This is a genomic window from Streptomyces sp. TLI_105, assembly GCF_900105415.1.
In the GTDB taxonomy this organism is placed as follows: domain Bacteria; phylum Actinomycetota; class Actinomycetes; order Streptomycetales; family Streptomycetaceae; genus Streptomyces.
This window is the reverse complement of sequence record NZ_FNSM01000001.1, coordinates 8,333,050-8,357,270: the sequence shown is the minus strand read 5'-3', so window position 1 is coordinate 8,357,270 and position 24,221 is coordinate 8,333,050. Positions and strand designations below refer to the sequence as shown.

The following is a 24,221-nucleotide window of genomic DNA, read 5'->3' as shown; positions in this document are numbered from 1 at the left end:
CCGGGACGGACGCCCGACCGGTGCGGCGGGAGGCACTCGCTGCGCCCGTGCGGTGAGAGGGGAAGAGATGATGCCTGGTTGTCCGGAGGGCTGAAATCCTCCCGATGTTGGCCGAATGGCGCTGCTGTGGTGGAAAGAGGGCCGCACCGTCGGACAGAGTTTCGGGGAAGTCGCGCCCTTCGGCCCCGAGGCGGGCCACCAGCGCGTCCGCGCCGGATCCACGAGGTCCGGACGTGCCCCGTCAGGGCTGCTCGACGCGGAAGTCGCCGGCAGCCGGGTGGGGTTCCGCCAGGACGTCACCCGAGGAGCCGAGTTTCGCCCGGAGGTGGAGGGTCGCCCCGAGCGCCACGTCCTGGAGCAGCTCGCGCCGGATGCCGAGACTCAGCCGGGAGCCCGTGAGGTTGGGGGTGATCAGGTCGGCCACGCCCGGTACGGGGAGGGAGGCGAGGACCTGGCAGGCGGCGAGGTCCCACTCGTCCAGCCGTGGGTGGGCGGTCCGGGCCAGGAGCCGGAGGGTGAGTACGGTGAGGTTCTCGACGATCTGGACCACGGGTTCACCCCCCCACGGAAACCGCTGCCCGACGGCCGTCGAGGTACGCGACGAGCGCCGAGGAGATGGGCAGGCCGGTGTGCGCCTCGTAATAGCTGTAGGCCGGCATGGGATTGACCTCGAAGCACACCCACGCGCCGTCGGGCGTGCGGCGCAGGTCGATGCCCGCGAGCGGCAGGCCGAGCGAGGCCGCGAGTTCCGCGCAGCGCCGGGCCGTGTCCGGGGGCAGGTCGTACGGGGCGAGGCGGGCGGGCCTTCCGCCCTGGTCGGCGTAGCGGTAGTCGATCGCGTCGCAGTCGACGACCGCGGCGTAGGTGTCCTCGCCGACGACGTGGACGCGTACGTCCTGGCCCGGCACGTGGGCCTGGAACTGCGTCGGGAGTCCGCGGACGAGGGCGAGCCGGCTCTCGTCGGCGTCGGTGAACTCCCTGACGATGGAGCGGACGCCGCTGACCGACTTGTAGACGATCCGGCCGTACCGGGCGCGGAAGGCGAGGATCTCGTCGGGGTCGTCGCTGACCAGGGTCTCCGGTACGGCGAAGCCGGAGCGTCCGATGAGCTGGGCCTGGTACGGCTTGGAGGAGTTGGACTCCATGGCGCGGGGCCGGCTGACCACGACGGCCGGGGTCGTGTCGAGCCAGCCGACGAACCACTCCTGGAACGCCGCCGCCCGCGCCCGGGCCGCCGGGTCCCCGTCGGCGGGCGGTTCCAACGGGCGGGCGTACACGGCGGACACGTCGCCGAGCGGGACCCGCATCCCCTCGACGGTCACCTGGGCGTCCAGCGCGTCCGTCCCGACGACGAGGTCGTACCGGGCCGTGCGGGCCTGGTCGATCACGAGGTGCCGCAGGTCGGCGTCGCGTGCGGCGCTGATCGCGCGGGTGAGGGGCGGGTCGTCCGTACGGCCGAAGAACAGGATCACTCGGGCCTCCTCGTGGGCTGTTCGGCGAGGGCCACCATGAGGGAGGCGGTGGCTTCGACGTGCGGCGGGTCGTCCAGGCGCGGGCACAGGTCCACGTCCGTCACGACGGCGCCGGTGTCGCGCGGGGCGAACCGGAGCTCGAAGTGCCGTGTGCCGAGGGCGTCGGCGAGGCGCCGGCAGCGCTCGCCGTAGTCGTCGGCACGGGGACCGATCACGCGGTCCCCGGCGACGAGCAGGGTGTCGTGGTACGCCGCCGGCGCCTCCGGCAGCACGTCGACCGGGACCGGCGATCCGGGGCCGCCGGGCCATGCGAGGCGCCGCACGTGCCGTTCTCCGGGGGCGGGCCGACCCACCAGGCCGCCGCGCGTGGCCCCGCCCCGCCGGGCCACCGGCAGGCCGCACTGTTCGGCGTGGACGAGGGCCGTCGTGCGGGAGACGGTCCCGTGGGCGGTTCCGTACGCGCTGATCAGGCCGATCACCCGCGGCGCGAGGGACAGCAGCCAGCTGGCGACCAGGGCCTGTCGCTCGCTGTGCGCGTACAGGACGTCCTTGGCTCGGGGTCCTCTGTCGGCACCGGCGGCGAGCGGCAGGCCCGGCAGGCGGTGCAGCACCGCGCCGACGGTCCGGTCGTCGAGCACCCGCCCGGTGGGCAGGGTGATCCGGGTGGACGCCTCTCCCCCGCCGTTCACCCGGTGGCTCCACCGGGCGCGGGCGAGGTCGGCGGGCGTGAGGGTCAGAACGGCTCCGTGGCCGCCCCGGGCCGACAGCGCGCGGGCCACCGCCGCCGCGCCGCCGTCGCCGGGTGCGGCCAGGAGCAGGAGGGTTCCGCTCACTGCTGGGGAAGGCTGTCGTACGACCGCTTGGCCTGCGCGTCGCCGGCCTCGACGGCTTCCCGCAGCGCGTCGGCGCCCGGTCCGTACTGCGGTCCGCCGATCAGGTCGGGCCGCAGTTCGGTGCCGATGAACGGTTCGGCGGTGTCGCCCGCGCCGCCGGCCCCGCCCAGGGCCTGCTCAAGGGCGGCGAGCCGGGTCTGCAGGTCCACGATGGCGGCGGCGGTCGGGTCGCCCTCCTCTCCCGTCGAACGCGTCGAGACGTCCGGGGGGTTGTCCCAGTCGTCCTTGATCTCCTTGTACGGCGGCTTGTGCTCCCTGCGGTCCTTCAGGTCCTTGTGCTCCTTGAACGGCTCCTTGGTCTTCACCTCCACGTCCTTGCGGTCCTTGAAGTCCTTCACTTCCTTGGAGGGCTCCTTCGCCTCCTTGAGCGGCTCCTTGATCTCCTTGTGGTCCTTGATCTCCTTGACCGGGGCCTTTCCGCAGGAGACCGTCACGGAGGCCGTCATGGTGGCCGCCGACGGCGAGATCCGGGTGACGGAGACGCAGGAACCGGCGCCCGCGAAGGAGTTCGAGTCGGGTGCGCTGGTGGAGGTGAACGTGGTGTTGCCGCTGCTTCCGGGGTACGGATCTCCGTCGTCGCCGCGGTTCTGGTTCAGTTCCAGGTTGCGCTGGTTGTCGGCCTGCACCAGGCCGACCTTGTAGTGGTTCTCGTCCCGGTTGTTCGGTTGGTTCTCGTCGATGTGCCAGATCAGCAGCCCGTCGCCCGGCAGCGAGGCGTCGTACCCGGTCCGCTGGCGGTTCTCGAGGAGGAAGTACTCGCTGCCGCCCGCGCCGTTCTTCCAGAGCCGGTGGACGGTGTGGCTGGATTTGACGTCCGGGAAGGACTCGGTGCCGCTGGTGGTGACGACCTTGGTCGTGGCCCAGCCCTGATTGACCTTGCACCAGGCGGACGGATGTGTGGGGACGTCTCCGCCTCCACCCCAGGATCCGGCTCCCATCAGGCACCACGAGCCGACGCCCTCGGAGCTGTCGTCCGTGTCGTAGAGGTCGGGGAAGCCGAACAGCAGATGCCCGAGTTCGTGCGCGCAGACGCCGATCTTCGCGTTCTCGGAGATGGTCAGATAGCCGTAGACCTTGGTGCCGTCGGTCTGGTGCACTGCGGGCAGGGTCGACTTGTGCGACCAGATGTGGAACGGCTTTCCGGTCTCGTCGGCGGCGGGTCCGGCGTGCACCACGATGAAGGCGTCGACGTAGCCGTTCCCGTCGTTGTCGAACGGCGCGAAGTTCACGCTCGGGTCCGCGGCCTCCACGGCGGACTTCGCCATCTCCGGTGACCGGAACGGGCCGCTGGGCCTGGCGATGCCGAAGTTGCCGGCCGCGTACCAGTCCATGGTCTCGGGCATGCGGTACGGACCGTGGACCTCGCCGACGAGGTCCACCAGGCCGTTCGTGACCTCGCGGTAGTACTCGCGCACGCTGCCGTGCGGCATCGCGCCGAGCGAGAAGAACAGCTTGTCGAGGTCCGCCGCCGTCTTCGTCATCGGCTTGTCCGAGAAGTCGACCAGGACGACGACCGCCCTGATGGTGCCGCGCAGCGGGGCCCGGTCGGCCGCCGCCGCGCTGATGGTGGCGCGGGAGGTCCCTGGTGGAAACTCCTCCGGCGGGAAGATCGTTCCGTCGTCGAAGCCCAGGGGGGTGGGCGTGCTCGTGAAGCCGAGCAGGTTGGTGAGCTCGCCCGGCCCGCCGCGTACTTGGTCGAGTTCCTCCAGCATGCGCCGGCGCAGTTCCGGGCTGGGGGCGACGGCGCAGAACGAGGAAGAGACGGCGGCTGGGTCAGCCATGTCAACTCCAGAGAGCGAGGGGGTGTCACTTACCGTAGCCACGGTAACGGGAGCGGGTTACGGGGGCGCGCTGAGCGAGCGAGCCATCGGCAGATGCGCTCTCCTGGGCGGCGTGCACGGCGCACGGGAACGCATCGATGCGCGCCCCCACGCGCCGAGCGACGCCGTCGAGGGCTGCCCCCGCGCACCGAGCGACGTCGTCGAGGGCCGCCGCCCAGAACACGCGCCCGCACTTCACCGCCTCGCCCTCCGACCGCCGCTGTTAAGCTGTGGCGGACGTAGACCGTGTATCGAGGAGTCGCAGACGTGGCGGGTGAAGACGACATCTCCGGGTGAGATCCGGATCTGACGGCCACCGGCCGGTGCTCGGACGCACCGCTGAGGTGGTCCGTTTCGTCGTACCCCCTTCCCCGTCTGCCCAGGGCAGAGGACCAAGCTCTGCCCTCAGTACCTCCGAGGTCTCTTCATGTCCGACGCCGCCATCGTCTGCTCGAACCTCTCCTTCGCCTGGCCCGACGACACCCCCGTCTTCGACGACCTGTCCTTCAGCGTGCCCCCCGGCCGTACGGGCCTGGTCGCCCCCAACGGCTCCGGCAAGTCCACCCTGCTCAAGCTGATCGCGGGTGAACTCGAGCCGACCACCGGCACGGTGTCCGTCGACGGCACCCTCGGCCACCTCCCCCAGAGCCTGCCCCTGAGCGGGAACCTCACGGTCGCCGAGGTGCTCGGCATCGCCGAGGTGATCCGCGCCCTGGACGCCGTCGAGTCCGGCGACGTGGCCGAGGAGCACTTCGCCACCATCGGCGACGACTGGGACATCGAGGAGCGCACCCGCGCCCAGCTCGACCGCCTGGGCCTGGCCCATGTGTCCCTGAACCGCAGCCTGAGCACGCTCAGCGGCGGCCAGGTGGTCTCCCTCGGCCTCGCCGCCCAGCTGCTCAGGCGCCCGGACGTCCTGCTGCTCGACGAGCCCACCAACAACCTCGACCTGGAGGCCCGCCACACGCTCTACGACGTGCTGTCGGACTTCAACGGCTGCCTGCTCCTGGTCAGCCACGACCGTGCGCTGCTCGACCGCATGGAACGCATCGCCGAACTCGGCAGCGACGAACTGCGTCTGTACGGAGGCGACTTCACCGAGTACGAGGAGGCCGTCCGCGTCGAGCAGGAAGTCGCCGAGAAGAACGTGCGCAATGCCGAGCAGGAGCTCAAGCGGGAGAAGCGGGAGATGCAGCAGGCCCGCGAGCGCGCCGACCGCCGGGCGAGCAACGCCGCCAAGAACCTCAAGAGCGCCGGTCTGCCCCGTATCTTCGCCGGCAACATGAAGCGGGGCGCGCAGGAATCGGCGGGCCGGGCCGGGCAGATGCACGCCTCCCGGGTCGGCGAGGCCAAGGCGCGCCTGGACGAGGCCGGGCGCGCGCTGCGTGAGGAACAGCGCCTCACCCTGGAACTGCCCGACACCCGCGTGCCCGCCGGCCGCAACCTGTTCCTCGGCGAAGGGATGCGGGTGCGCCTCGGCGACGAGGACGTGTTCGCGCCGGGTGGTGTCGACCTGGCCGTCCGAGGCCCGGAGCGCATCGCGCTGACCGGCCCCAACGGCGCGGGGAAGACCACCCTGATGCGACTGATCACCGGCGACCTCGCCCCGGACAGCGGGGAGATCAAGCGCAACGACGGCCGGATCGCCTATCTCTCGCAGCGCCTGGACCTGCTGGACCCGGACCTCACGGTGGCCGAGAACTTCGCCGAGTTCGCCCCCGCGCGGCCGGAGGCGGAGCGGATGAACCTGCTCGCCCGCTTCCTCTTCCGGGGCCCCCGGGCCCACCTGCCGGTCAGGGTCCTCTCGGGCGGCGAGCGGCTGCGCGCCACCCTGGCCTGCGTACTGTGCGCCGAACCGGCTCCTCAGCTGCTGCTGCTCGACGAGCCCACCAACAACCTCGACCTGGTCAGCGCGGGCCAGTTGGAGAGCGCGCTCCACTCCTATCAGGGCGCGTTCCTGGTGGTCAGCCACGACGAAAGGTTCCTCACCGAGATCGGGGTCGACCGGTGGCTGCGGCTGGCCGACGGCACGCTCAAGGAGACCGGAGCCCCCGAGGTGTGACCGGAAGGCAGTGCGGCCACTCACCCCCGGCCGCGCTGCCGCGGTGGGCGCCGCCCGGGACACGTATGCGCGTCGCGAGGACGTGTCCCCGCGCGACCGACTACAGACCCAGGTCCAGAGCGAGGCACGAGTAGAAGTTCCACGTGCCCTCGGGGTGGTACTCCGCGGTCACCCCGGCGTTCGACTCGGCCCGCTTCTCCTCGATCATGCTCTCGAGAGGGACGCGCTCGGGGAGCTTGCCGAACCGCTCGTGCCGCGTCACCGCCGCGGGGTCCACCGTGAGTTCCTTGTTCATGTCCGGTCTCCACTTCGTCGTTCGGCGAGGCACGCGGGGGTCAGCGTCCGGGGGCACGGACGGTGACCTCCTGGAGGAACCACTCGTTGCCGTCGGGGACGGGGAAGTCGGCGTCGGCGCGGAATCCGAACGTGTCGACGTAGAACTCCTTGGCCTTGTCGACGTCCAAGGCGGGGATGACGACGACTTCGAGCTTCAGGTCCATGGCAGTGCTCTCTTTCGATGGGTGAGGGATCAGGAGGTCAGCGGGTGGCGCGTGCGGCGGCCTCGATCACGCGGGTGACGACGGCGGGCCGGGAGACGGCGACGGAGTGCGAAGCGGTGACCTCGGTGATGTGGGCGTCGGCCCGCTCAGCCATGAAGCGCTGTGCGGCGGCCGGGATGTTCAGGTCCTGGGTGGTGACGACGGCCCAGCTGGGGACGGTCTTCCAGGCGGCCACGGTGGCCTTCTCCTCCAGCGCGGCCTGGGCGATGGGGCGCTGGCCGGCGGCGGCGAGGGCGGCCTCGTCGCGCGGGACGTCCGCCGCGAACTGGTGGTGGAACTTGTCCTGCCGGATGTAGACGTCGGTGCCCTTGGTGCCGTCGGGGTTGGTGACGGGGACGGGGTCGAGGGCGTCGGGGAGGGTGGAGCCGGGGTACTTGCCGGTCAGCTCCAGCGCGGTCTCACCGGGGGCGGGGAGGAACGCCGCCACGTAGACGAGGGCCTTGACGTCGGCACGGTCGGCGGCGGCCTCGCTGATCACGGAACCGCCGTACGAGTGACCGACGAGGATCTTCGGTCCCTTGACGTGGTCGAGCAGACCTCGCAGGGCGGTGGCGTCGCCGTGGGGACCGCGCAGCGGGTTGGCGGCGGCGACGACGGGGTAACCGTCGGCGCGCAGCCTGGAGACGACGCCGTTCCAGCTGGAGGAGTCCGCGAACGCGCCGTGCTCCAGGACGACGGTGGGTTTGGGTCCGTACTTGCCGGCGCCGGCGGCGACGGCGGGGGCGTCGGCACTGGCGGCGCCGGCCAGGGCGAAGGCCCCGAACGCGGCCGCCGCGAGGACCGCGGCTGCGGCCCCGGCCGTCATCCGCCGCTTGCCTGCGCCCTTGAGGTTCGTCACGACAATCCTTTCGGCAGTGGATCGGCGGGCGCATGATGCGCCGTCACCGGTTTGCATGGTGATTAACCTGCCAGCCGCGTAGTCACCCGTCAAGCCGGTGACGAATCTTGATGCACACATGCGTGCTACTCAAACCTCCGGGATGCGTAACCCCTTTGACAGGTGATATCTTCGCGCAAGGAAGCAAGAGGGAGCGAGCCACAGCGCAGGAGGGTTTCACATGATCAACAGGCGTACCTTCAGCAAGGCCTTGGGATTCGGTACGGGAACGGCCGCCGCTTCGCTGGCCGGTCTCCAGGGCGTATCGAGCGCCGCCGCTCCGAGCCGCGACACCGAGGCACCCGTCGCACCGACGGTCACTCCGGGTTCGCACACTTCCTTCCCCGTGCTCAAGCAGGTGAAGGCCGGTCTGCTGGACGTCGGCTACGCCGAACTGGGTCCCGCCCACGGGCCCGCGGTCATCTGTCTGCACGGCTGGCCCTACGACATCCACAGCTACGTCGACGTCGCCCCCCTGCTGGCAGACCAGGGCTATCGCGTGATCGTGCCCTACCTCCGCGGTCACGGCACGACGCGCTTCCTCTCCTCCCGCACGTTCCGCAACGCCCAGCAGTCGGCGATCGCGCTGGACGTCATCGCGCTCATGGACGCCCTCAGGATCCACAAGGCCGTGGTCGCCGGCTTCGACTGGGGTTCGCGGACGGGCGACATCCTCGCGGCCCTGTGGCCGGAGCGCGTCAAGGCGCTGGTCTCGGTCAGCGGCTACCTCATCACCAACCGCGCCATGCAACTGGAGCCGATCTCACCGGCCGCCGAGCACACGTGGTGGTACCAGTACTACTTCGCCACCGAGCGCGGCAAGAAGGCCATGGAGCGCGAAGACCTCCGCCACGACCTGACCCGGCTCGTCTGGGACCTGGTCTCCCCGGCCTGGGACTTCGACGACGCCACCTTCGAGCGCACCGCGGCGGCCTTCCGGAACCCCGACTACGCCGCGATCGTCATCCACAACTACCGCTGGCGGCTGGGCCTCGCCGAGGGCGAGCGCCGCTACGACCGCTACGAGGACCTGCTCGCGACGGGCCCGGTCATCGGGGTGCCCACCCTCACCATCGACCCCCTGCTCGACCCCTTCACCGCACCGCCCGGTGACGGCTCCTCCTACCGCGGCAAGTTCACCGGCCCGTACGAGCACCGCGCCCTGTCCGTCGGACACAACGTGCCGCAGGAGGCACCGGCGGCGTTCGCGCAGGCCGTCGTCGACGTGGACCACTTCTAGCGGAGCCGGGGCCGGCCGCCCCTCCCCGTCGGCCGACCCCTGCGCGACGGTCCGCCTCCGGGCCTAGGGGGTATAAAACTGCCGGATGCCTTCGACGTGGTGCCGCTGCAAGGGGAGGCGACGTGCCATCCCGCGCGGGAAGTGCCGAAGGATGCCGCAGATGCGTTCGCGGGCAAGTTCGGCTGGGATCCGCGTACGGAAGAGACTCCCTTCCTGTACCTGCGCGTGGCGCCGCGGACGGTGCGCGCCTGGCGCGGAGTACCGGAACTGCGCGGCAGGGTCGTGATGCGCGAGGGGGCGTGGCTGGGGTAGCACGAGCGTGGTTCGAAGTCCGGAAGGGTGGAACGGATACCGCGGCGGTCGTGGTCTGCGTACCCGGCGTCCTGGTGTCAGCCCCATGGCGGTCGGCCCTCCTCAGTGACTGGGGGATGTTCCGGCAGGTCAGTACCGGAGGGGGTGCACGCACCGGAAGCTGTCGGCGGCGGCCGGGTCGCCGTGGCCCTTGTGGCGGGACACCTTCGGGTAGGCGCACAGATCGCGGGTGACCTGCTCGCCGGAGGAGTTCGTGAGCGTGGCGGTCAGGGTGCTGGGCGCCTTGCCCTGCTCGACCCAGGCCCGTAGGGCTCCGAGGTCGTCGGTCTGCCCGGTCGGGGCGCAGTGGGCCGTGCCCGGCGCGAGGAAGAGACGGCAGAAGTCGTCGACCCGCTGGGCGCCGCCCGTCTTCCGCTCGACCTGCCGGCGGTAGGCCACCGTGCCCTGGGTCGGGATGAGCTGGTCCTGCCGGCCGTGCCAGGTCAGGAGCTTGCCGCCGGACCCGCGGAAGGCGGACAGGTCCGGGTTGTCGGTGCCGATGACCTCGTCGTACTCGGTCCGGGACTGCCGGAACAGGTCGGTGAACTGGCTGTAGGTGATCGTCGAGATGTCGAACGAGGGCTGCTCCTTCAGCCAGGTGGCGACCCAGACGGACGGGACGGGGAACGGAACACCCTTGAGGCCGCCGTCGGCGTCCGGCAGCGTGCCCGCCAGGTAAGGGAACTTCAGGTCGGCATCGATCGGGACGCCGGACCACAGCTTCTTGCCCGACGCGGTGCGCGGGCCGTCCCAGATCTTGCGGACCACGGCCGCGTCGGCCGCCGTGACGGTCAGCTCCTTGCCCTCGCACACGACCTTGGTGCCGATGAGCCGGCGCGGGTCGAAGTCGCAGCGGACCGGGTTCTCGACCAGGCCGTCCTCGACGCCGTCGAGGGGGTCGCACACCTTGATCGCGGCGGTGTTGAAGGCCTCGAACCCACACCCGCTGGGGTAGGTCTTCTCGTTGTTCATCACCACCTGCGGCCACAGCGTGGCGACCTCGAACTCGTCCCAGTCGACGACCGGCGCGTCGGCGAGGATGCCGTCGTAGTCGTCGGGATGGTGCTGGGCTTCCGCGTAACCCTGGCGGCCGCCGGTGGAGCAGCCGTTGAAGTACGCGCAGGAGGCCGGCCTGCCGTAGTAGTCGCCGATGACCTGCTTGGCGACGACGGCCGTCTGGAGGCGGTCGTTCCAACACCAGAAGCACATAACCGCCCGAAGCGGTTCCACTTGCGTTGACGTTTTTCCGCACAGCGTGCGCGTGGAGAGACCGACATGAGCATTCGTCACCGATCAAGACAGTTACGAGAGGGGGAAGGAAACCCGTGGCCGCGGCGAGTACCGAGGTCGTACGGCATCGACGGAGCTTTCCGCACGCCCGCTCCGGCCTGGGTAGCATGCGCAGCGTCATCCATGTGTGAGGGAGTGAACGGTTGTGACCAGCCAACCAGCCGCCACGCTCCGAACGCGGCTCGTCGATCAGGCCGCGTCGGATCTGAAGGAGAACCGTCGACGCCAGCAGGAGCTGACCGAGAAGGTCAGGATGCTGAAGCAGGAGGAAGCCCTCCTCGTCGACATCCTCAAACTCGCCGAACGGTACGAGAGCTTGGCGGAGACCTCGCCCCCGCCCGAGCAGGCTCAGGAAGATGCCGTGACCACCGGGACCAAGTCGCGCAGGGCATCCGCTTCGTCCTCCACCGGCGCTCCTGCGCGGCGGGCGGCGCGGGCGGGAAAGCCCGCGACGACGGCCGCGAAGGGGAAGTCGCGGCAGCCTCTGCTCGGAGACCTCCTGCTGTCCCTGCTCGCCGGTGACGACGAGCCGCGCCTCGCGAAGGAGCTGCGGGACGAACTGCTGGAGAAGCACCCGGACCGCGACCCCACCCCGCAGGTCGTGCGCAACACCCTGGAGTCGCTCGTGGCCAAGGGGCACATCCGGCGTCACAAACAGCAGCGATCCGTGATGTACACCCTCGAAGAATCCGGCCGCCGCGCACTCGCGACTCGGTGAGCCGACTCCGCGGCAAACGACTGAAGTCGCCGTTCGACTCCCTCCGCGGCCGGCTCGTTCGTCGCCCCCGGTCCGGTTCGTACGGCGGTGAGTGTCGGCTCCAGACGTCGTCGAACCGGTTGACGATCCGAAGACAGGCGGACACCTGCACGTGTCCGCCACGGCTTTCGGCACATCCACGTTCATGGGGCGGCCCCGGCCGCCGGCCCGGGAGCCGCTGCCAGGGGCATCCGCCGGAAGTACGTCACGGCCACTCGGTGAGGACCGCGGCCAGCACGGTCGCCTCGTAGCGATCACCCCTTCGCCGACGGCGGCCGGTCAGCCCCTGAGGGCGAAGAAGCGCATCGGCGAGTTCGGCTCGAAGCCGATGCGCGGGTACACGGGTGCCCCGGCGACGGTCGCGTGCAGGGTGGCGCGGGTCAGGCCGGTGGCGCGGGCTCCCTCGTACAGCGCCTTCCTCGTCACCGCCTCGCCGTAACCGCGGCGCTCCCACTGCGGGTCGGTGGCGACGAGCACGACGAAGAGCCGGCCCTCCGCCTCCACCGTCGCGGCGCAGGTCACCGGGACACCGTCGTGCACACCCAGGTAGGCGTGCACCTGGTCCTTCCACAGCACGGAGCCGGCGAGGCCGTCCCGGCCGTCCTCCAGGGGGAAGCCGTACGCACGGGAGTTGAGGTCCGCGTACGCCTGAAGCTGTTCGTCGGTCGTCACCCGCACGAACGCCAGATCCGGATGGACCGGCTCCGGCAGGGGCAGCAGGTCCCCCGCCATGCCCGTACCGGGGAAGGCGTGCGCAAGACCCGCCCGCTCGGCCGCCGCGTCCAGGCCCGCAAGCGCGTCGCCCGCGATCAGGTCCTCGAAGACCCACAGGAAGCCCGGCTGCCTCTTCGCGCGCATGACCTCCGCCGCTTCGTGCAGGCGCTGCTCCAGAAGCCCGGCGTCGACGCCGACCTCGGTCAGGGTGACGCAGTTCCAGAAGGCGAACCGACAGTCGGCCCAGCGAACGGCGATGCCCGGAAGGTCACGGACGTCCGCGTCCTTGTCCCGGTCGAGCACCATCGCCCGCCAGACCACTGCCAGTTGTTCCATCGATTCGACAGAGTCTCCGAGAACGGTCACTGGAATCCCTCATTTCGTCGAGAGGCACGAGATGGGCGAGATAGGCGAGATTCACCCACAGAGCGCACGGCTTCGGGGTCTCCTTCCCTCCTGCAGCGCTCATCAGTCGGTGACGAGGTGCGTGGCGGGGCGACGTACGGCTCCTTGTCGGAGAGATCGACGTGGCCCACGCTTTCGGGCCGGCGGCGCACCCTCGGCGTCTCTGGTGGTGGACAGCACCACGCTCATCCACCGCCTGAGGTCTACGGTGGCTCTCCTGTCGGTCGCCGCCTCCGGCCGCCTCACGTGATGAAAGGTGTGACAAGGCAATGATCGCCGCATATCAGGGTGAACCGGGTTCCAACTCGGCGGCAGCCACGCAACACCTGTTTCCCGGCATCACGGAGCTGCCCTGCACCAGCTTCGAGCAGGCCCTGGACGCCGTGACGCTCGGCACCGCCGACCTGGCGGTGATTCCGGTGGACAACTCCGCCGCCGGCCGGGTGGCGGACGTGCACCACCTGCTGCCGGAGTCGGGGCTCTTCGTGACCGGCGAGCACTTCCTCGCCATCCGCTTCGACCTGATGGGGCCGCCCGGAGCCACGCTGGACGACATCGAGTGCGTACGCAGCCACGTGCACGCCCTGGGGCAGTGCCGGAAGGTGCTGCGGGAGGGCGGCTGGCGCACGCTCGTCAGCGACGACACGGCGGGGGCCGCCCGCGAGGTGGCGGAGCTCGGCGACGTACGGCACGCGGCGCTGGCCCCGCCCGCCGCGGCCCGGCACTACGGCCTGGAGGTCCTCCGTCCGGAGGTCGAGGACGATCCGGACAACACGACGCGGTTCGTCGTGCTCTCCCGCGAGCCCGCGTTCGCGCCCGTCGGCGAAGGGCCGACGATGACGAGCCTGTTCTTCGCCGTACGGAACATCCCGAGCGCCCTCTACAAGGCTCTGGGCGGCTTCGCCAGCAGCGCGGTCAACCTCACCAAGATCGAGAGCTACCAGATGGGCGCCGGCCTCAACCCGAGCCGCTTCTACGTCGAGATCGAGGGACATCCGGACGAGCCGCAGGTGGCGTTGGCCCTGCACGAGCTGCGTTTCTTCTCCACCGAAGTGCGCGTCCTCGGCGTGTACCCGGCGCATCCGCACCGTCGCAGCGGCGTGACGGCCGCCTGACGGTCAGGGCGGGCCTGCGGGCACGATCGCCCTCGGGACGACGACCGGGCAGGCCCGCGCCCGGACGCGGGCCACGAGCCGGGCCGACTTCCGCCCCCTCGGCGCCGCCCCGTCCCGTCGACCGGGTCAGGACCCTTCTCGCCGGGGCAGCCGCCAGCCGGGGCGCGGGAAGTGGCAGGTGTACCCGTCCGGATAGCGCTGCAGATAGTCCTGGTGCTCGGGCTCGGCCTCCCAGAACGGGCCCGCCGCGGTGACCTCGGTGACCACGGGGCCCGGCCACAGTCCCGAGGCGTCGACGTCGGCAATGGTGTCCTCGGCCACGCGCCGCTGCTCGTCGTCCAGGTAGAACACGGCGGAGCGGTAGCTGTCCCCGATGTCGTTGCCCTGCCGGTTCTTCGTGCTCGGGTCGTGAATCTGGAAGAAGAACTCCAGCAGGGTCCGGTAGTCGGTCACCGTCCCGTCGAAGAGGATCTCGACGGCCTCCGCGTGCCCCTCGTGGTGGCGGTACGTGGGGTGGGCCAGGTCGCCGCCGCTGTATCCCACCCGCGTCGCCAGCACACCCGGCTGCGCGCGAATGAGTTCCTGCACGCCCCAGAAGCAGCCGCCTGCCAGTACGGCCCTTTCCTCGCTGCCGGCCATCGCCCGTCACCGTCCTCTTCGCTCGTCGCGTCGCCTCGGTCCGGCCTCGCGGGCCGGCCGATCGGCCTGGGGTGTGTCGTATCACCGAAGGATGGACACGCTCCAGACTGACACAGACCATCATCACCGGTCAAACAGGTGACGCGAGGGAGGGTGCCGCCGGATCGGGGCCGGTGCGGTCAGGCCTGGGCGGCCTGCTGGCGCGCCCGATAGTTGGCGGCCTTGACCCGATTGCCGCAGGTCTTCATCGCGCACCATTCCCGGCGGTGCCCCCGGGAGCGGTCGAGGTAGACCTGCGTGCACTCCGGCCGGGCGCATTCCCTCAGCAGGGCGGCTTCGTCCCCACCCAGGAGCCGGACCGCCTCGCGGGCCAGCGTCGCCAGCCCCTGCGCGACCGATCCCGTCCGCATGACCCCGTCGGGCCCCAGCCGCAGCGTCACCGGCAGACCCGAGGCGTACAGGTTCACCTCCGCGACCGCCTCCGTGGGCAGTGGCCGCGCGTCGAGGCGAGCGGCCACCAGGGCATGGATCGCCTCGCGCAACTGCACGGCGATCACCACATCCGCCTCGCCCGCGCCGGGCGCCAGGTCCACCATTCCCGACTCCACGAACCAGTCGTCCAGGAGTCCGGGCGTGGCCAGCTTCTCCAGGGGTGCGGCGTTGCGGCGCGCCCGCAGGGTGCCGACGAAGTCCAGGCAGAGCGTCCCGCAGGGAAATGCATGATTCACGTAACCATACTGAACGGTGACAGTACGCATTGCAAGTCCCTGCCCCTCCGGCCGGCCACCACCCCGGACAACGATCCGACGGCGGTGGACCGGCAGTGCTTCGCGTACGACAGCCTGGGCCGGCTCACCACGGCGTGGACCGACACCGGCGGCCTCACCGTGCCGGACCCGACCCGACCCGGCACCAGACGGCCGACCAGGGCCGGCGCACCGCCGCCCCGCCCACGGCGGCCACGGCGGCCACGGTGGGCGGGGCGGCAACCCGTACTGGCAGGACTACGTCTACGACGTGACGGGCAACCGCAAGCAGCTCGTCCAGCACGACCCGGCCGGCGACACCACGAAGGACCGCGTCACCACGCAGACCTTCCCGGCCGCAGGCACGTTGAACACCGGGGGCGGCAACGGCGGTCCGCACGCCCTGACCAGCACCAGCACCAGCACCAGCACCAGCACCAAGGTCGGCACCTCGACCACGGTCTCCGGCAGCAACCGCTTCGACGCGGTCGGCAACACAACCAACATGTACACGTCGAAGACGGGTACGACGGCGCTGTCCTGAGACGCCGAGAACCGCCTCGACACCCTCACCCAGGCGATCGCCGTCACCGGCATCGGCGGCACGTGCCTGGACGTACAGGGCGGGAACTCCGCGCGCGGCACGCCGTTGCAGATCTACACCTGCAACGGCGGGGGCGGCCAGCACTTCGCACTCGGCGGCTCACTGCTGAAGGTGTTCGCCAAGTGCCTGTGGACGGCCACCAACCAGGCGGCGTCGTACGTGTACGACGCCGACGGCGCGCAGCTGATCCGCCACAACCCCGGGCGCACGACGATCGACCTCGGCGCGGACGAGCTCACGTACGACACCGCGTCGAGAGCGCTCACGGGCACTCGGTACTACCCGATCCCGGGCGGCCTGACGATGGTCCGGATCGGGACGGGTGCGCTGACGGTCCAGCCGGCCGATCACCACGGCACCGGGGTGCTGACGCTCGACGCGGACAGCAACGTTTCGCGCCGGGCCTCGGACCCGTTCGGCAATCCGCGCGGCCCACAGCCGGCGCCCGGTGTGCGGGGCGGCGACAAGGGCTTCGTGGGCGGCACGCTGGACGGGAGCACCGGGCTGACCAACCTGGGGGCGCGCCAGTACGAGCCGTCCACCGGCCGGTTCGTCGCCCCGGATCCGGTCCTGGCGCCGGACAACCCGCAGCAGTGGAACGCGTACGCGTACAGCAACAACGACCCGGTCGACCTCGCCGCCCCGTCGGGCCTCTTCTGCGACGGGTGCAGTGCGCACAACCCCGGTTCGGTGTGGAACCACGACCCGACGGCGGACGCGGACACCAAGCAGTGCCCGCCGTTCTGCAGTGCCGACGGCCTCCCGCACGGCCCGTCCACGGGCCAGGGCGGCAACTTCGACTCCGAGGGCGCTCCGGGCGGCGGTGACCTCGGGGTCGTCTACGACCTGGGCGACGGGGTGGCCCCGCTGCCGCCGAAGAACCTGGTCCAGCTCTACCGGCGGGACTACCCGACGGTCGAACGGATGCAGCACACCGGCACGTTCAACCCGCTGCCGAGCTACGAGCTCAAAGTCGAGCTGTACTTCCGGGACCAGTGCGCGCTGGACATCACCCTCAAGGGGTGTGTCGAGCTCCGCGACTTCTACGGGTTATGGGCCCAGATCGACAGCATCGACCCGCCCAACCGCTGCCCGGTCTGCGAGAACGCAGGTCTCGACATCGTCCTGACCATGGAGACGGGCAGGGGCAGTCGCGGCCTCGGCAAGGGTGCCAACGTCGGAAAGCCCGGCGGCAAGCCCGGTTGCAAGTGCTTCCTCGCCGGCACCCAGGTCCTGATGGCCGATGGCTCCCACAGATCCATCGAGGACATCAGGCCGGGCGACGAGGTCACGGCCACCGATCCGGAGACCGGACAGACCGGTCCGAGAACCGTCACACGGCTCATCGTCACCGCCAGCGACAGCGACAGCGACAGCGACAAGGAGTTCGTCACTCCCACGGTGGACACACCTGAGGGCCCACGAAACCTGACCGCCACGGCGGAGCACCCTTTCTGGTCCGTCTCCGGCCACGAGTGGCTGCCGGCGGAGGACCTGCGGCCCGGTACGACGCTGCGCAGCTCCGCGGTGCGCTCGTAAAGTTCCTGACCGTGGACACGTACAAACCGAAGGGCGGGAAGACGCAGACCGTGGTGCGGACAGCACGCGACATCGAGGTCGCGACGAGCCTCATCGAGGCCCTCGACGACGCCCATGCCGGGAAGTACACCGGACTGGGCGACTACAAGGGACTGGGAACGTGCCCGTGAGCGGCGATGTGCGGTTGGTGGAGGACCTGGTGGCCAGGTTCCCGGTCTTCGAGGACGCGTACGACGCCCATGTGGACAACATGGACGGCGTACTGCCCCACGTGTTCTTCTGGGACGTCACCCAGGACGTCGTGAGGTCTTTCGTCGGACAGCGGCCCGATGCCACCTCTTGGACTGGCGTGCCGTTCTCGACTTCCTGGAGGAGCAGCTGCGCAGGGGGGTTCCCGAGGTGACCGAGGTCATCACCACCTCGTTCCTGCACTATCTGCCGTTCCCGAGTGAGCCCGGACACGAGCTGGTCGGGCACCTGGGGCCTGCCATGGCCCGGAAGTTCAAGGAGCTGCGGCCTGGCGGATGATCCTGACGACAGGGGGAAGGCCCGGCGCGAGGCGTCGCGGGCCTTCCCGTTCTCGGTGCGGATCGGTGCTACGGCGAGACCGGGAGGCTCGGCGTCTCCACGGTCGGGATGCTCCGGCCCCGGACGGCGCGACAGTGCCCGCACTCCCTCGGAAACTGCGTCCTGCGCGTCACGCGGGGGTTCTGCCGCCTTCGCCCGAGCGGCTCAGCGCAAGCTGGTACCGCGACTGAACCAGCCGCTGAACTCCCGTCCCCCCGCCGCGGAATCTGCCTTCGCCAGCACCGTCTCGGCCGCCGCGCGCCAGGTCGCCGGGTCGGCGCGGGGCGGCGGCACGAACGGGCCGCGCTCCGGGGCGTCGACGGCCGCGCCGAAGAAGTCGCCGCCCTTGCGCTTGGCGTCGTCCGTGCCCCAGGACCGGCCGCTGCCGCGGGCGGGGACCTTCTGGAGGTGGGGAATGTGCTTGGCGCAGTGGATGTACGCCTCGTCGACGGCGATCTCGACCCACACCAGGGCCCGTCGGCCGGGCACCGGGTCGACGGTGAGTCCGGCGTCGGGGTGGGCTCGGCGCATCTCGTCGTCGGCGACGACCCTGGCCCGGCCGTTGACGTGGAGGCCGATGCGGTCGCGGAGGAAGTCCACCATCAAGACGCCGACGTGCGGGTTCTCCTCGATGTTGCCGAGGCTGGCGTGGACGCCGTTGCCCCGGTACTCGGGGTAGGCGAGCGTCGTGTCGTCGAGGACGTGGAGGAAGCCGGGCGGGCCGGCTCGGAAGGTGCTGTCGCAGGCTCCGTGGCGGTCGGCGGTGGCCAGGAAGAACATCTCCTGGCGTGCCGTGAACTCGCGCATCCGGGGGTTCAGCCGGTCGAGGACCTGTTCGGCGTAGAACCGGTCGGCGCGTTCGGTGGTGCCCAGGCGCCACTGGACGAGGTGTTCGCCGTCGCTGCCCGGGCGGGTGGTGCGCAGGGGTGCCGTCCGCCGCCCGGTCTGCTCGAAGGTGCTCGGGTCCTGCTGGAAAGTGCTCACGTCGTTGCCCCGGCCAGTTCCTCTAGGGAGTCGTGTCGTATGCGGTGGGTGGGGATGCCGACGCCCATCAGGGCCTCGACACCGCGGCGGATCATTCCGGGCGGGCCGGACAGGTAAGCGTCGTGGGTGTACCACGGGCCGTGCTCGCGGATGGCGTCGGGCAGTCCGCCGGAGGGCAGGCCGCCGGGGCCGTCGTCCAGGACGGGGCGGACCGAGAGCCAGGGGTGCGTCTGCCGGAGCCGGAGCATCGTCTCGATGTCGTACAGGCCGTGGTTCCCGCGGGCGCCGTAGAAGACGTCGACGGTGCGGCGCCGGCCGTGCCGGGCGACGTCCTCCACGAGGGCCTTGATGGGTGCGATGCCGGTGCCGCCGCCGAGGCACAGCAGCCCGTTGTCGGTGGTGTGGTCCACGGTCATGGAGCCGGCGGGGGGACCGAGCCGGATGACGTCGCCGGGACGGGCGCGGTGCACGAGGGCGGTGGAGACCCAGCCCGCCGGGACGGCCTTGACGTGGAAGGAGAGCAGCCCGTCGGAGCGGGGCGCGGAGGCGAAGGAGTAGTGCCGCCAGACGCGCGGCCACCACGGGGTCTCCAGGGCGGTGTACTGCCCGGCGAGGAAGGGGTACGGCTGGTCGGGCCGGACCGTGACGACCGCGATGTCCGGGGTCCGCATCTCGTGGGCGACCACCTCCGCCTGCCACCAGGCGGGCGAACGGAGTTCGTCCTCGGTCGCCGCGTCGATCATGATCTGCGAGATCGTGGTGTAGGCGGCCACCCACGCGGCCTCGGTCCTCGGGCCCCAGACGGCGGAGGCGTAACGGGTGAGGGCGCCGATCAGGGCCTCGCCGACGGCCGGGTAGTGCTCGGGGCGGGTGCCGTACTTCCGGTGCCCGCGGCCGAGGTGGGTGAGGTACGTGGTCAGGGTGGCGGGATCGTCCGCGTGGGTGGCGGCGGTGAGCAGTGCCTTGAAGAGGCGGTCCCGCTGGGTGTTCATCGCCGCGGGGAAGAGCTCCCGCAGGTCGGGGTGGCGGAGGAAGAGCAGGGCGTAGAAGTACGAGGTGACCTGGTCGGCGATCGGCTCGATCTCGGCCATGGTGCGGCGCAGGAGGGCCGCGTCCGACTCGTCCGACGGCCCGGTCTCGGCCGGGCCGGCCGGCGTGTGGAATCCCTGGGCCGTGCGGGAGCCGTGAGGTGCCTGGGGCACCTGGGATGTGTAAGGCGGAGAGGGCGCGTGAGATGCGGGGGGCGCCTTGGGTGCAGAGACCGCGTCAGGTGCCTGAGTCGGTTTTCGTGTGAACCAACCCCCGCCTTCGCCTGCTCCGTCGGACGACGGAGTGGTCGGAGTTGCCATCGGTGTGCCTCGCCTCGAATTGCCTCGCCCTCACGCCCACCCGTACGAGGGCGGCCCGACCATACATCGGCCGTCTGAATGAGCGGGATACTCGCGATGGAGCACCCTGTGAACGCGTTCGCCCAGTTCAGAGGCGGGTTACCGGCGAGTTCGACAGGTGCGTATACGTGTTCGGTGATCTGCGGGCGGCGAATCCCCGACGGAAAAGTCACGCGACCACCCGGACTCCTCCACATCTTCTGGAGAAGTCCTCTACGACTGGCGGTCCGCTCCCCCGGCACGACAGCGGAGAGGAGGGGCGCGGCAGCTCTTCCCCCGCCTCGGATCACCGGACGGCCCCCGCCGCTCCGCGCCTTCGCGCGGAGCGCCTGTTCCGGGACGAGATCCGGGCGCCGCCGCTGATCGTGTCGTCGCCACCGAAGGAGCAGATCACATCGTTGCCGGACGTCCCGACGAGGCCGTTCGCGCCGCTGGTTCCGAGGATCGTGCAGCCCTGTGCGTTGTTCACGGTGGGGGTCACGCTGCCGGTGTCACTCCCTGGCACCGCGTCGGGTTCCGTGGCCTCGACCGCCACCGTGTCGGAGAGCATGCCGGTCGCGTTGGGTTCGACCCCACTCGTATGGGTGTGCGTGAAATGCGTGGCGGTCTGGGTACGCGCAGCATTGCCGGGAACCCCGAATCCCTCACGAAGGAAGTGTTCCCATGCCCAGAGGAAGCAGCTCCAAGCGCGAGCGCCAGTACGAGCACATCAAGGAGTCCGGCGAGAAGGGGGGCATGTCCGAGGGCCGTGCCAAGGAGATGGCCTCACGCACCGTGAACAAGGAACGGGCGCAGTCGGGCGAAAGCAAGTCGGCCAGCCGCAGTTCGACCTCGGGGAAGTCCGCCTCGCAGCGCGGTGGCGAGAGGTCCAGCGGCGGCGGGTCGTCCGAGCGGACCAAGGACGACCTCTACCAGGAGGCGAAGAAGCGCGGCATCGAGGGCCGCTCCACCATGACGAAGCAGCAGCTCAAGAACGCCCTCGGCCACTGAGTACGAGCACGGCGCGGCACGGCCTCCCGGCCGTCCCGCCTGGCCCGAGAACCGCTTTTCGTGCGTGAGCCCGGTCGCCCTCCGCGCAGTGGCGCGCGTAGACACCATTCCAGGGGCCGGCCCCGCCGCCGCTCAAGCAGCGGCGGGACGGTTGAAAGAGGCGCAAGCAGGTCACACGCGAAGATGAACCGGATCTCTTCAGTCGCCTAGGAGGAGACGATGAGCAAACCCCAGCAACCTCAGCAGCGGCGCAGCGGAAGAGGGGCGGCCACGCCGGAGGACGTCGCGGCCCTCAAGGCTCGGCAGAAGCAGGAAGGGGCGGAGAAGTCCTCGGGCTCGTCCCACGGCACCGACAAGGGCGACCGAGGCGGCGGCGAAGGGGGCGGTACCCCGCCCGACCAGAAGGGTACGGGTGCTTGATCGGTAGGGCGTGACGGCAGGGTCTGGGCCGCCGCCCGCTCCGCGACGAACAGGCGCAGGATCCCGCGGCCCGGGTCGTGCCGTTCGGCGGGGGCGAACCGGGGGTCCGGGCAGCCGCCGACCACGAACGCCCCAGAGCCCGCCACGTCTCGGGACGCCCCGGCCGAGGACCTCTCCACCGACGCGCCCGCGCTGGCGGCACTCACCCGCGCGGTCTGCCATGCCTACGGCTCTCCCGCTCCGCCCATAGGAAACGGCGGTGCCGCTCCCGCCGCACAGCCGGCCCATGCCTGCGAGGCTTCGGCGCTCTTCTTCGGTACGGGGGGCTGCCGGGGGGGGGGACCACAGGCACGGCCCGGACGAAAAGGGCGAACTCCAGGCCCTCCGCCTCGGGGCCCGTACGCTTGGCGCCCTTTTGCGAGAGCTGCCGTCCGCCCTCCGGTGACGCCGCCCCAAGCGGCGTCAGCCCAGGGAAGACGGAAGCGGCTTCTCGTACCGCGTGCCGTACTCAGCCAGGAAGCCGCCCGGCGCGCGGCCCCACGCCCCCGGCAGGGGCCCGATCCCGCCCGCGGAGGCAAGATCAATCGCGGCCCGTGCGGTCGGCACCGCGAGAGGAATCGCAGACCGTGGCCTCCCGCCGGCCGGTCGGACTCGACCACGACCCGACCGCGCGAGCCGAACAGCTCCCCCACGGTCCCGCCACCCCGGCGCGACGGCACACACGGCTGTCCGACAGCTCTCGGAGGAGGGCGCCAGGCGTACGGACCCGAGGCCGGCAGCTGTGTACGAGGGGAGCAGCGCGTCGGCCTCCCAGCGCCGCCCGGCCCATAGGGGCGGTGCGGGCGACCGGCTCTTCCGGTCTGCCCCGATCCAGGCGAGCGCCAGGAACAGGCGCGCACCGCCGCGGCGGTGCGCGCCTGGGAGGCTGTCAGCCGGTCGGCAGGCCCAGCCCGTAGTAGGTGACGTGGTAGCCGTCCACGTACCCCGCCTCGCCGCCGATGATCAGGTCGGTGGGATCGCTCGCGCCCGCCGCCCTGGCCGTGGCCACGATCATCTCGGCGAGTGCGTGGCCCTTCGGCTCGCCGGGGCCGCCCGCGTCCACGCGCCACACAGGATCGTCGTCGCCGAAGACCGAGGCCGTGTGCGGGAATTCGGCGACCGTGCCCCAGCCGAGTGCGGCCGGATCGACGTCGTCCGGGGCGAAGCAGGCGATCGAGAGCCGGTCGCCGCACACCACGTCGAAGAGAAGGGGCGCACTCTGGCCGTCGCGCCCGTAGAACGGCATCCCGATCCGGACCCCCAGGGCCGTGGTCTCGGCGGGCAGCGCTCCCAGGAACCCTCCCAGCGACCGGGTGACGGTCTCCCAGCTACGGGCGGTCCACCCGCCCGGGAAACCGAGGCCGGCGTTCGCCTGATCACGGTTGCTCCCGAAGAAGCCGCTGATCGAGTGCTCCTCGCCGACGCCTTGGCGCCAGAACCAGTTCTCCGCGGGGTCGGTGGGCTGCAGGACCAGCTCCGGCCCCGACTTCCCGGCACGCAGTTCGAGGGTGTCCGGCCTGCCGCGCCAGCGCAGGAAGGGAGCGCCCCAGAGCGGCTCGCTGTCGTAGAACGGGCCCATGTCACCGTGCGAGCCCATGATGGACGGCTTGCCCAGTGCGGCGGTCACTTCCTCCCTGGCGGCGCGGAAGGCCGCCGCCTGCGCCGCGGCGTCCGGCGCGGGAACCGCCACGGGGACCGCGAGCTCCACGTACGACTCGCCGTCGACGTAACGCTTCTCGTAATCGCCGACCGGGCGCAAGCGAGCATCGCCCGAGGACCGACCGGTGATCAACACAGGAGCGTCCGACGTGCCGCCCCAGGCCCACCCCAGCTCGGCCGCCGCAGCCCTCACACCCTCCGGCGTCCAGCCGTCGGTGTCTGCCGCGACGAGTCGCCGGGCGATCTCCCCGATGGATTCCTCTGCCGTGCTTCCCTGTTGTGCGTTCATCGCGCCATCGTGCCGCATCCCGGGCTGGATCCCCGCAGGGTGCGCACCGGCAGCGGGCGGTTCCCCTGCACAGGCGACGGCACACCTCCTCCGGACGGATCGGCAGCAGGAGCAGCCTTCAAGGTTCAGGCCGTGTGGGCCGGCCGTCGGCGGGAGGTCAGATGCAGACCCCTCCACGGGCCGCCCCCGGTCTTCCTCGTCATGCGCATCGTCCGTGCCCCCCGCGACAAGGTCTCGGACCTCTGGGACAACGGCTCGCTCCTCTGGGTCTCCGCCTGCTGAGTCACCTCAACCGGCGCCGGCTCGTCGAGCCGGCTGACCTCCCGGTCCGCGGTGCCGATCCGCCGGACGGCCTCCGTGCCGTTCGACGCCACGAGGAGGGTGGAGCCCGTCTCGTCGGCCACGATGCCGTTCAACAGCCAGCATGGGGACGGGAACGGGGGAACGCGGCACGGACGTCGAGCCAGGGTTCGAGCGGGCCCGCGGTCGAGCTCCGGATCTCCGCCCGGTGGATCACGGGGTTGGCCCGGTCGGTGACGTACACCGCGTCCTCGGTCACGGCCAGGTCGTTCAGGTGCGGCGCGCCGATCGGTCCGTCCTCGGCCGTGCGGCGGGCAAGCAGCCGTCCGTGGCGGTCGTGCACGGTGAGGGTCGCGCCCCCCGACGGACAGCACGCGGCCGCGCCGGTCGGTGTGCACGCCCAGGGTGCCGGGGCGGTCTTCCGGCCCGCGCGCCGGAAACTGCGCGAGGTCCGGAGCGCCGGTCCGGCCGCGGTACAGGGTTCCGAGGCCGTCGGAGGAG

The 24,221-nt window shown here is 71.0% G+C and carries 27 protein-coding genes and 1 pseudogene; 12 read left to right on the top strand and 16 right to left on the bottom strand.

All coding sequences use genetic code 11. From position 1 onward, the window contains the following. Positions 1–241: 241 nt before the first annotated feature. From BLW86_RS38070 to BLW86_RS43845, 4 genes are read right to left on the bottom strand one after another with little or no spacing between them, the layout of a single operon-like run. Entirely contained in the window at positions 242–550 is a 309-nt protein-coding gene (locus BLW86_RS38070) for a hypothetical protein (protein ID WP_093878240.1), read from the bottom strand. A gap of 4 nt (positions 551–554) precedes the next feature. Then, a complete protein-coding gene (locus BLW86_RS38065; RefSeq protein WP_093878239.1) occupies positions 555–1,472 on the bottom strand; it encodes an ATP-grasp domain-containing protein in 918 nt (305 codons plus the stop codon). Continuing rightward, positions 1,469–2,305: a hypothetical protein gene (locus BLW86_RS38060; RefSeq protein WP_093878238.1), complete on the bottom strand. Its 837-nt coding sequence runs from the start codon at positions 2,303–2,305 to the stop codon at positions 1,469–1,471. The genes BLW86_RS38065 and BLW86_RS38060 overlap by 4 nt, the downstream gene beginning before the upstream one ends. Beyond that, positions 2,302–4,146: a M6 family metalloprotease domain-containing protein gene (locus BLW86_RS43845; RefSeq protein WP_093878237.1), complete on the bottom strand. Its 1,845-nt coding sequence runs from the start codon at positions 4,144–4,146 to the stop codon at positions 2,302–2,304. The genes BLW86_RS38060 and BLW86_RS43845 overlap by 4 nt, the downstream gene beginning before the upstream one ends. 466 nt (positions 4,147–4,612) lie before the next feature. On the opposite strand from BLW86_RS43845, the gene abc-f reads away from it, so the two are divergent. Beyond that, positions 4,613–6,247: a ribosomal protection-like ABC-F family protein gene (abc-f, locus tag BLW86_RS38045; protein ID WP_093878235.1), complete on the top strand. Its 1,635-nt coding sequence runs from the start codon at positions 4,613–4,615 to the stop codon at positions 6,245–6,247. Positions 6,248–6,347: 100 nt separating this feature from the next. On the opposite strand, the gene BLW86_RS38040 is transcribed toward abc-f, so the two are convergent. Genes BLW86_RS38040 through BLW86_RS38030 form a run of 3 tightly spaced genes read right to left on the bottom strand, consistent with a single transcriptional unit; the run spans position 6,348 to position 7,612 of the window. After that, complete coding sequence (locus BLW86_RS38040) at positions 6,348–6,542, bottom strand: hypothetical protein (protein WP_093878234.1); 195 nt, start codon at positions 6,540–6,542, stop codon at positions 6,348–6,350. A gap of 40 nt (positions 6,543–6,582) precedes the next feature. Continuing rightward, complete coding sequence (locus BLW86_RS42350; protein ID WP_177181882.1) at positions 6,583–6,747, bottom strand: VOC family protein; 165 nt, start codon at positions 6,745–6,747, stop codon at positions 6,583–6,585. A gap of 37 nt (positions 6,748–6,784) precedes the next feature. Continuing rightward, positions 6,785–7,612, bottom strand: a complete 828-nt coding sequence (locus BLW86_RS38030) for an alpha/beta fold hydrolase (RefSeq protein WP_093879091.1) — start codon at positions 7,610–7,612, stop codon at positions 6,785–6,787. A gap of 253 nt (positions 7,613–7,865) precedes the next feature. Between BLW86_RS38030 and BLW86_RS38025 the strand changes: the two genes are divergently transcribed. Both BLW86_RS38025 and BLW86_RS43640 read left to right on the top strand, forming a co-directional pair. Then, entirely contained in the window at positions 7,866–8,924 is a 1,059-nt protein-coding gene (locus BLW86_RS38025; RefSeq protein WP_093878233.1) for an alpha/beta fold hydrolase, read from the top strand. A gap of 72 nt (positions 8,925–8,996) precedes the next feature. Further along, positions 8,997–9,236: pseudogene (locus BLW86_RS43640) on the top strand (pyridoxamine 5'-phosphate oxidase); the annotation flags it as partial. Positions 9,237–9,365: 129 nt separating this feature from the next. Here the strand turns inward: BLW86_RS43640 and BLW86_RS38015 are convergent. Beyond that, positions 9,366–10,484: a tannase/feruloyl esterase family alpha/beta hydrolase gene (locus BLW86_RS38015; protein ID WP_093878232.1), complete on the bottom strand. Its 1,119-nt coding sequence runs from the start codon at positions 10,482–10,484 to the stop codon at positions 9,366–9,368. A gap of 226 nt (positions 10,485–10,710) precedes the next feature. Here BLW86_RS38015 and BLW86_RS38010 point away from each other — a divergent pair, with 226 nt between their 5' ends. Then, on the top strand, positions 10,711–11,283 hold the full coding sequence (locus tag BLW86_RS38010) for a hypothetical protein (protein ID WP_093878231.1): 573 nt from the start codon (positions 10,711–10,713) through the stop codon (positions 11,281–11,283). Positions 11,284–11,601: 318 nt separating this feature from the next. Here the strand turns inward: BLW86_RS38010 and BLW86_RS38005 are convergent, their stop codons facing one another. After that, positions 11,602–12,372, bottom strand: coding sequence for a GNAT family N-acetyltransferase (locus BLW86_RS38005; protein ID WP_093879090.1), 771 nt, complete (start codon positions 12,370–12,372; stop codon positions 11,602–11,604). A gap of 338 nt (positions 12,373–12,710) precedes the next feature. Between BLW86_RS38005 and BLW86_RS38000 the strand changes: the two genes are divergently transcribed. After that, entirely contained in the window at positions 12,711–13,556 is an 846-nt protein-coding gene (locus BLW86_RS38000) for a prephenate dehydratase (protein WP_093878230.1), read from the top strand. A 126-nt stretch (positions 13,557–13,682) separates the two neighbouring features. On the opposite strand, the gene msrA is transcribed toward BLW86_RS38000, so the two are convergent. Both msrA and BLW86_RS37990 read right to left on the bottom strand, forming a co-directional pair. Next, positions 13,683–14,195: a peptide-methionine (S)-S-oxide reductase MsrA gene (msrA, locus tag BLW86_RS37995; protein ID WP_093878229.1), complete on the bottom strand. Its 513-nt coding sequence runs from the start codon at positions 14,193–14,195 to the stop codon at positions 13,683–13,685. Between the two features lie 179 nt (positions 14,196–14,374). Beyond that, entirely contained in the window at positions 14,375–14,923 is a 549-nt protein-coding gene (locus BLW86_RS37990) for a CGNR zinc finger domain-containing protein (protein ID WP_093879089.1), read from the bottom strand. Between the two features lie 289 nt (positions 14,924–15,212). Here BLW86_RS37990 and BLW86_RS37985 point away from each other — a divergent pair, with 289 nt between their 5' ends. From BLW86_RS37985 to BLW86_RS43635, 4 genes are all read left to right on the top strand, one after another. Then, positions 15,213–15,485, top strand: a complete 273-nt coding sequence (locus tag BLW86_RS37985; RefSeq protein ID WP_093878228.1) for a hypothetical protein — start codon at positions 15,213–15,215, stop codon at positions 15,483–15,485. A gap of 105 nt (positions 15,486–15,590) precedes the next feature. Then, positions 15,591–17,084 (top strand): RHS repeat-associated core domain-containing protein, encoded by a 1,494-nt coding sequence (locus BLW86_RS37980; protein ID WP_093878227.1) that lies wholly within the window; start codon positions 15,591–15,593, stop codon positions 17,082–17,084. Positions 17,085–17,095: 11 nt separating this feature from the next. Next, positions 17,096–17,254 (top strand): hypothetical protein, encoded by a 159-nt coding sequence (locus BLW86_RS42345; RefSeq protein ID WP_177181880.1) that lies wholly within the window; start codon positions 17,096–17,098, stop codon positions 17,252–17,254. A 169-nt stretch (positions 17,255–17,423) separates the two neighbouring features. After that, entirely contained in the window at positions 17,424–17,612 is a 189-nt protein-coding gene (locus BLW86_RS43635) for a hypothetical protein (RefSeq protein ID WP_256341587.1), read from the top strand. A gap of 204 nt (positions 17,613–17,816) precedes the next feature. Here the strand turns inward: BLW86_RS43635 and BLW86_RS37970 are convergent, their stop codons facing one another. The 3 genes from BLW86_RS37970 to BLW86_RS37960 all read right to left on the bottom strand — a co-directional run bounded on the left by BLW86_RS37970 (position 17,817) and on the right by BLW86_RS37960 (position 20,573). Further along, a complete protein-coding gene (locus BLW86_RS37970; RefSeq protein ID WP_371129655.1) occupies positions 17,817–18,635 on the bottom strand; it encodes a pyridoxamine 5'-phosphate oxidase family protein in 819 nt (272 codons plus the stop codon). Beyond that, positions 18,632–19,984: a globin domain-containing protein gene (locus BLW86_RS37965; protein ID WP_093878226.1), complete on the bottom strand. Its 1,353-nt coding sequence runs from the start codon at positions 19,982–19,984 to the stop codon at positions 18,632–18,634. The genes BLW86_RS37970 and BLW86_RS37965 overlap by 4 nt, the downstream gene beginning before the upstream one ends. Before the next feature lie 325 nt (positions 19,985–20,309). Then, positions 20,310–20,573, bottom strand: coding sequence for a hypothetical protein (locus tag BLW86_RS37960; RefSeq protein ID WP_093878225.1), 264 nt, complete (start codon positions 20,571–20,573; stop codon positions 20,310–20,312). 113 nt (positions 20,574–20,686) lie between these two features. Here BLW86_RS37960 and BLW86_RS37955 point away from each other — a divergent pair, with 113 nt between their 5' ends. After that, on the top strand, positions 20,687–21,013 hold the full coding sequence (locus BLW86_RS37955; RefSeq protein WP_093878224.1) for a plasmid stabilization protein: 327 nt from the start codon (positions 20,687–20,689) through the stop codon (positions 21,011–21,013). Between the two features lie 219 nt (positions 21,014–21,232). Next, the gene (locus BLW86_RS37950) at positions 21,233–21,433 is read left to right on the top strand and encodes a hypothetical protein (protein WP_093878223.1); all 201 of its coding nucleotides are present in this window, start codon (positions 21,233–21,235) and stop codon (positions 21,431–21,433) included. A gap of 928 nt (positions 21,434–22,361) precedes the next feature. Here the strand turns inward: BLW86_RS37950 and BLW86_RS37945 are convergent. Next, the gene (locus tag BLW86_RS37945) at positions 22,362–23,420 is read right to left on the bottom strand and encodes a hypothetical protein (RefSeq protein ID WP_093878222.1); all 1,059 of its coding nucleotides are present in this window, start codon (positions 23,418–23,420) and stop codon (positions 22,362–22,364) included. A gap of 132 nt (positions 23,421–23,552) precedes the next feature. Between BLW86_RS37945 and BLW86_RS42340 the strand changes: the two genes are divergently transcribed. Next, positions 23,553–23,702, top strand: a complete 150-nt coding sequence (locus BLW86_RS42340; protein ID WP_177181879.1) for a hypothetical protein — start codon at positions 23,553–23,555, stop codon at positions 23,700–23,702. A gap of 130 nt (positions 23,703–23,832) precedes the next feature. Here the strand turns inward: BLW86_RS42340 and BLW86_RS42335 are convergent, their stop codons facing one another. Further along, entirely contained in the window at positions 23,833–24,063 is a 231-nt protein-coding gene (locus tag BLW86_RS42335) for a hypothetical protein (RefSeq protein ID WP_177181878.1), read from the bottom strand. Positions 24,064–24,221 lie beyond the last annotated feature (158 nt).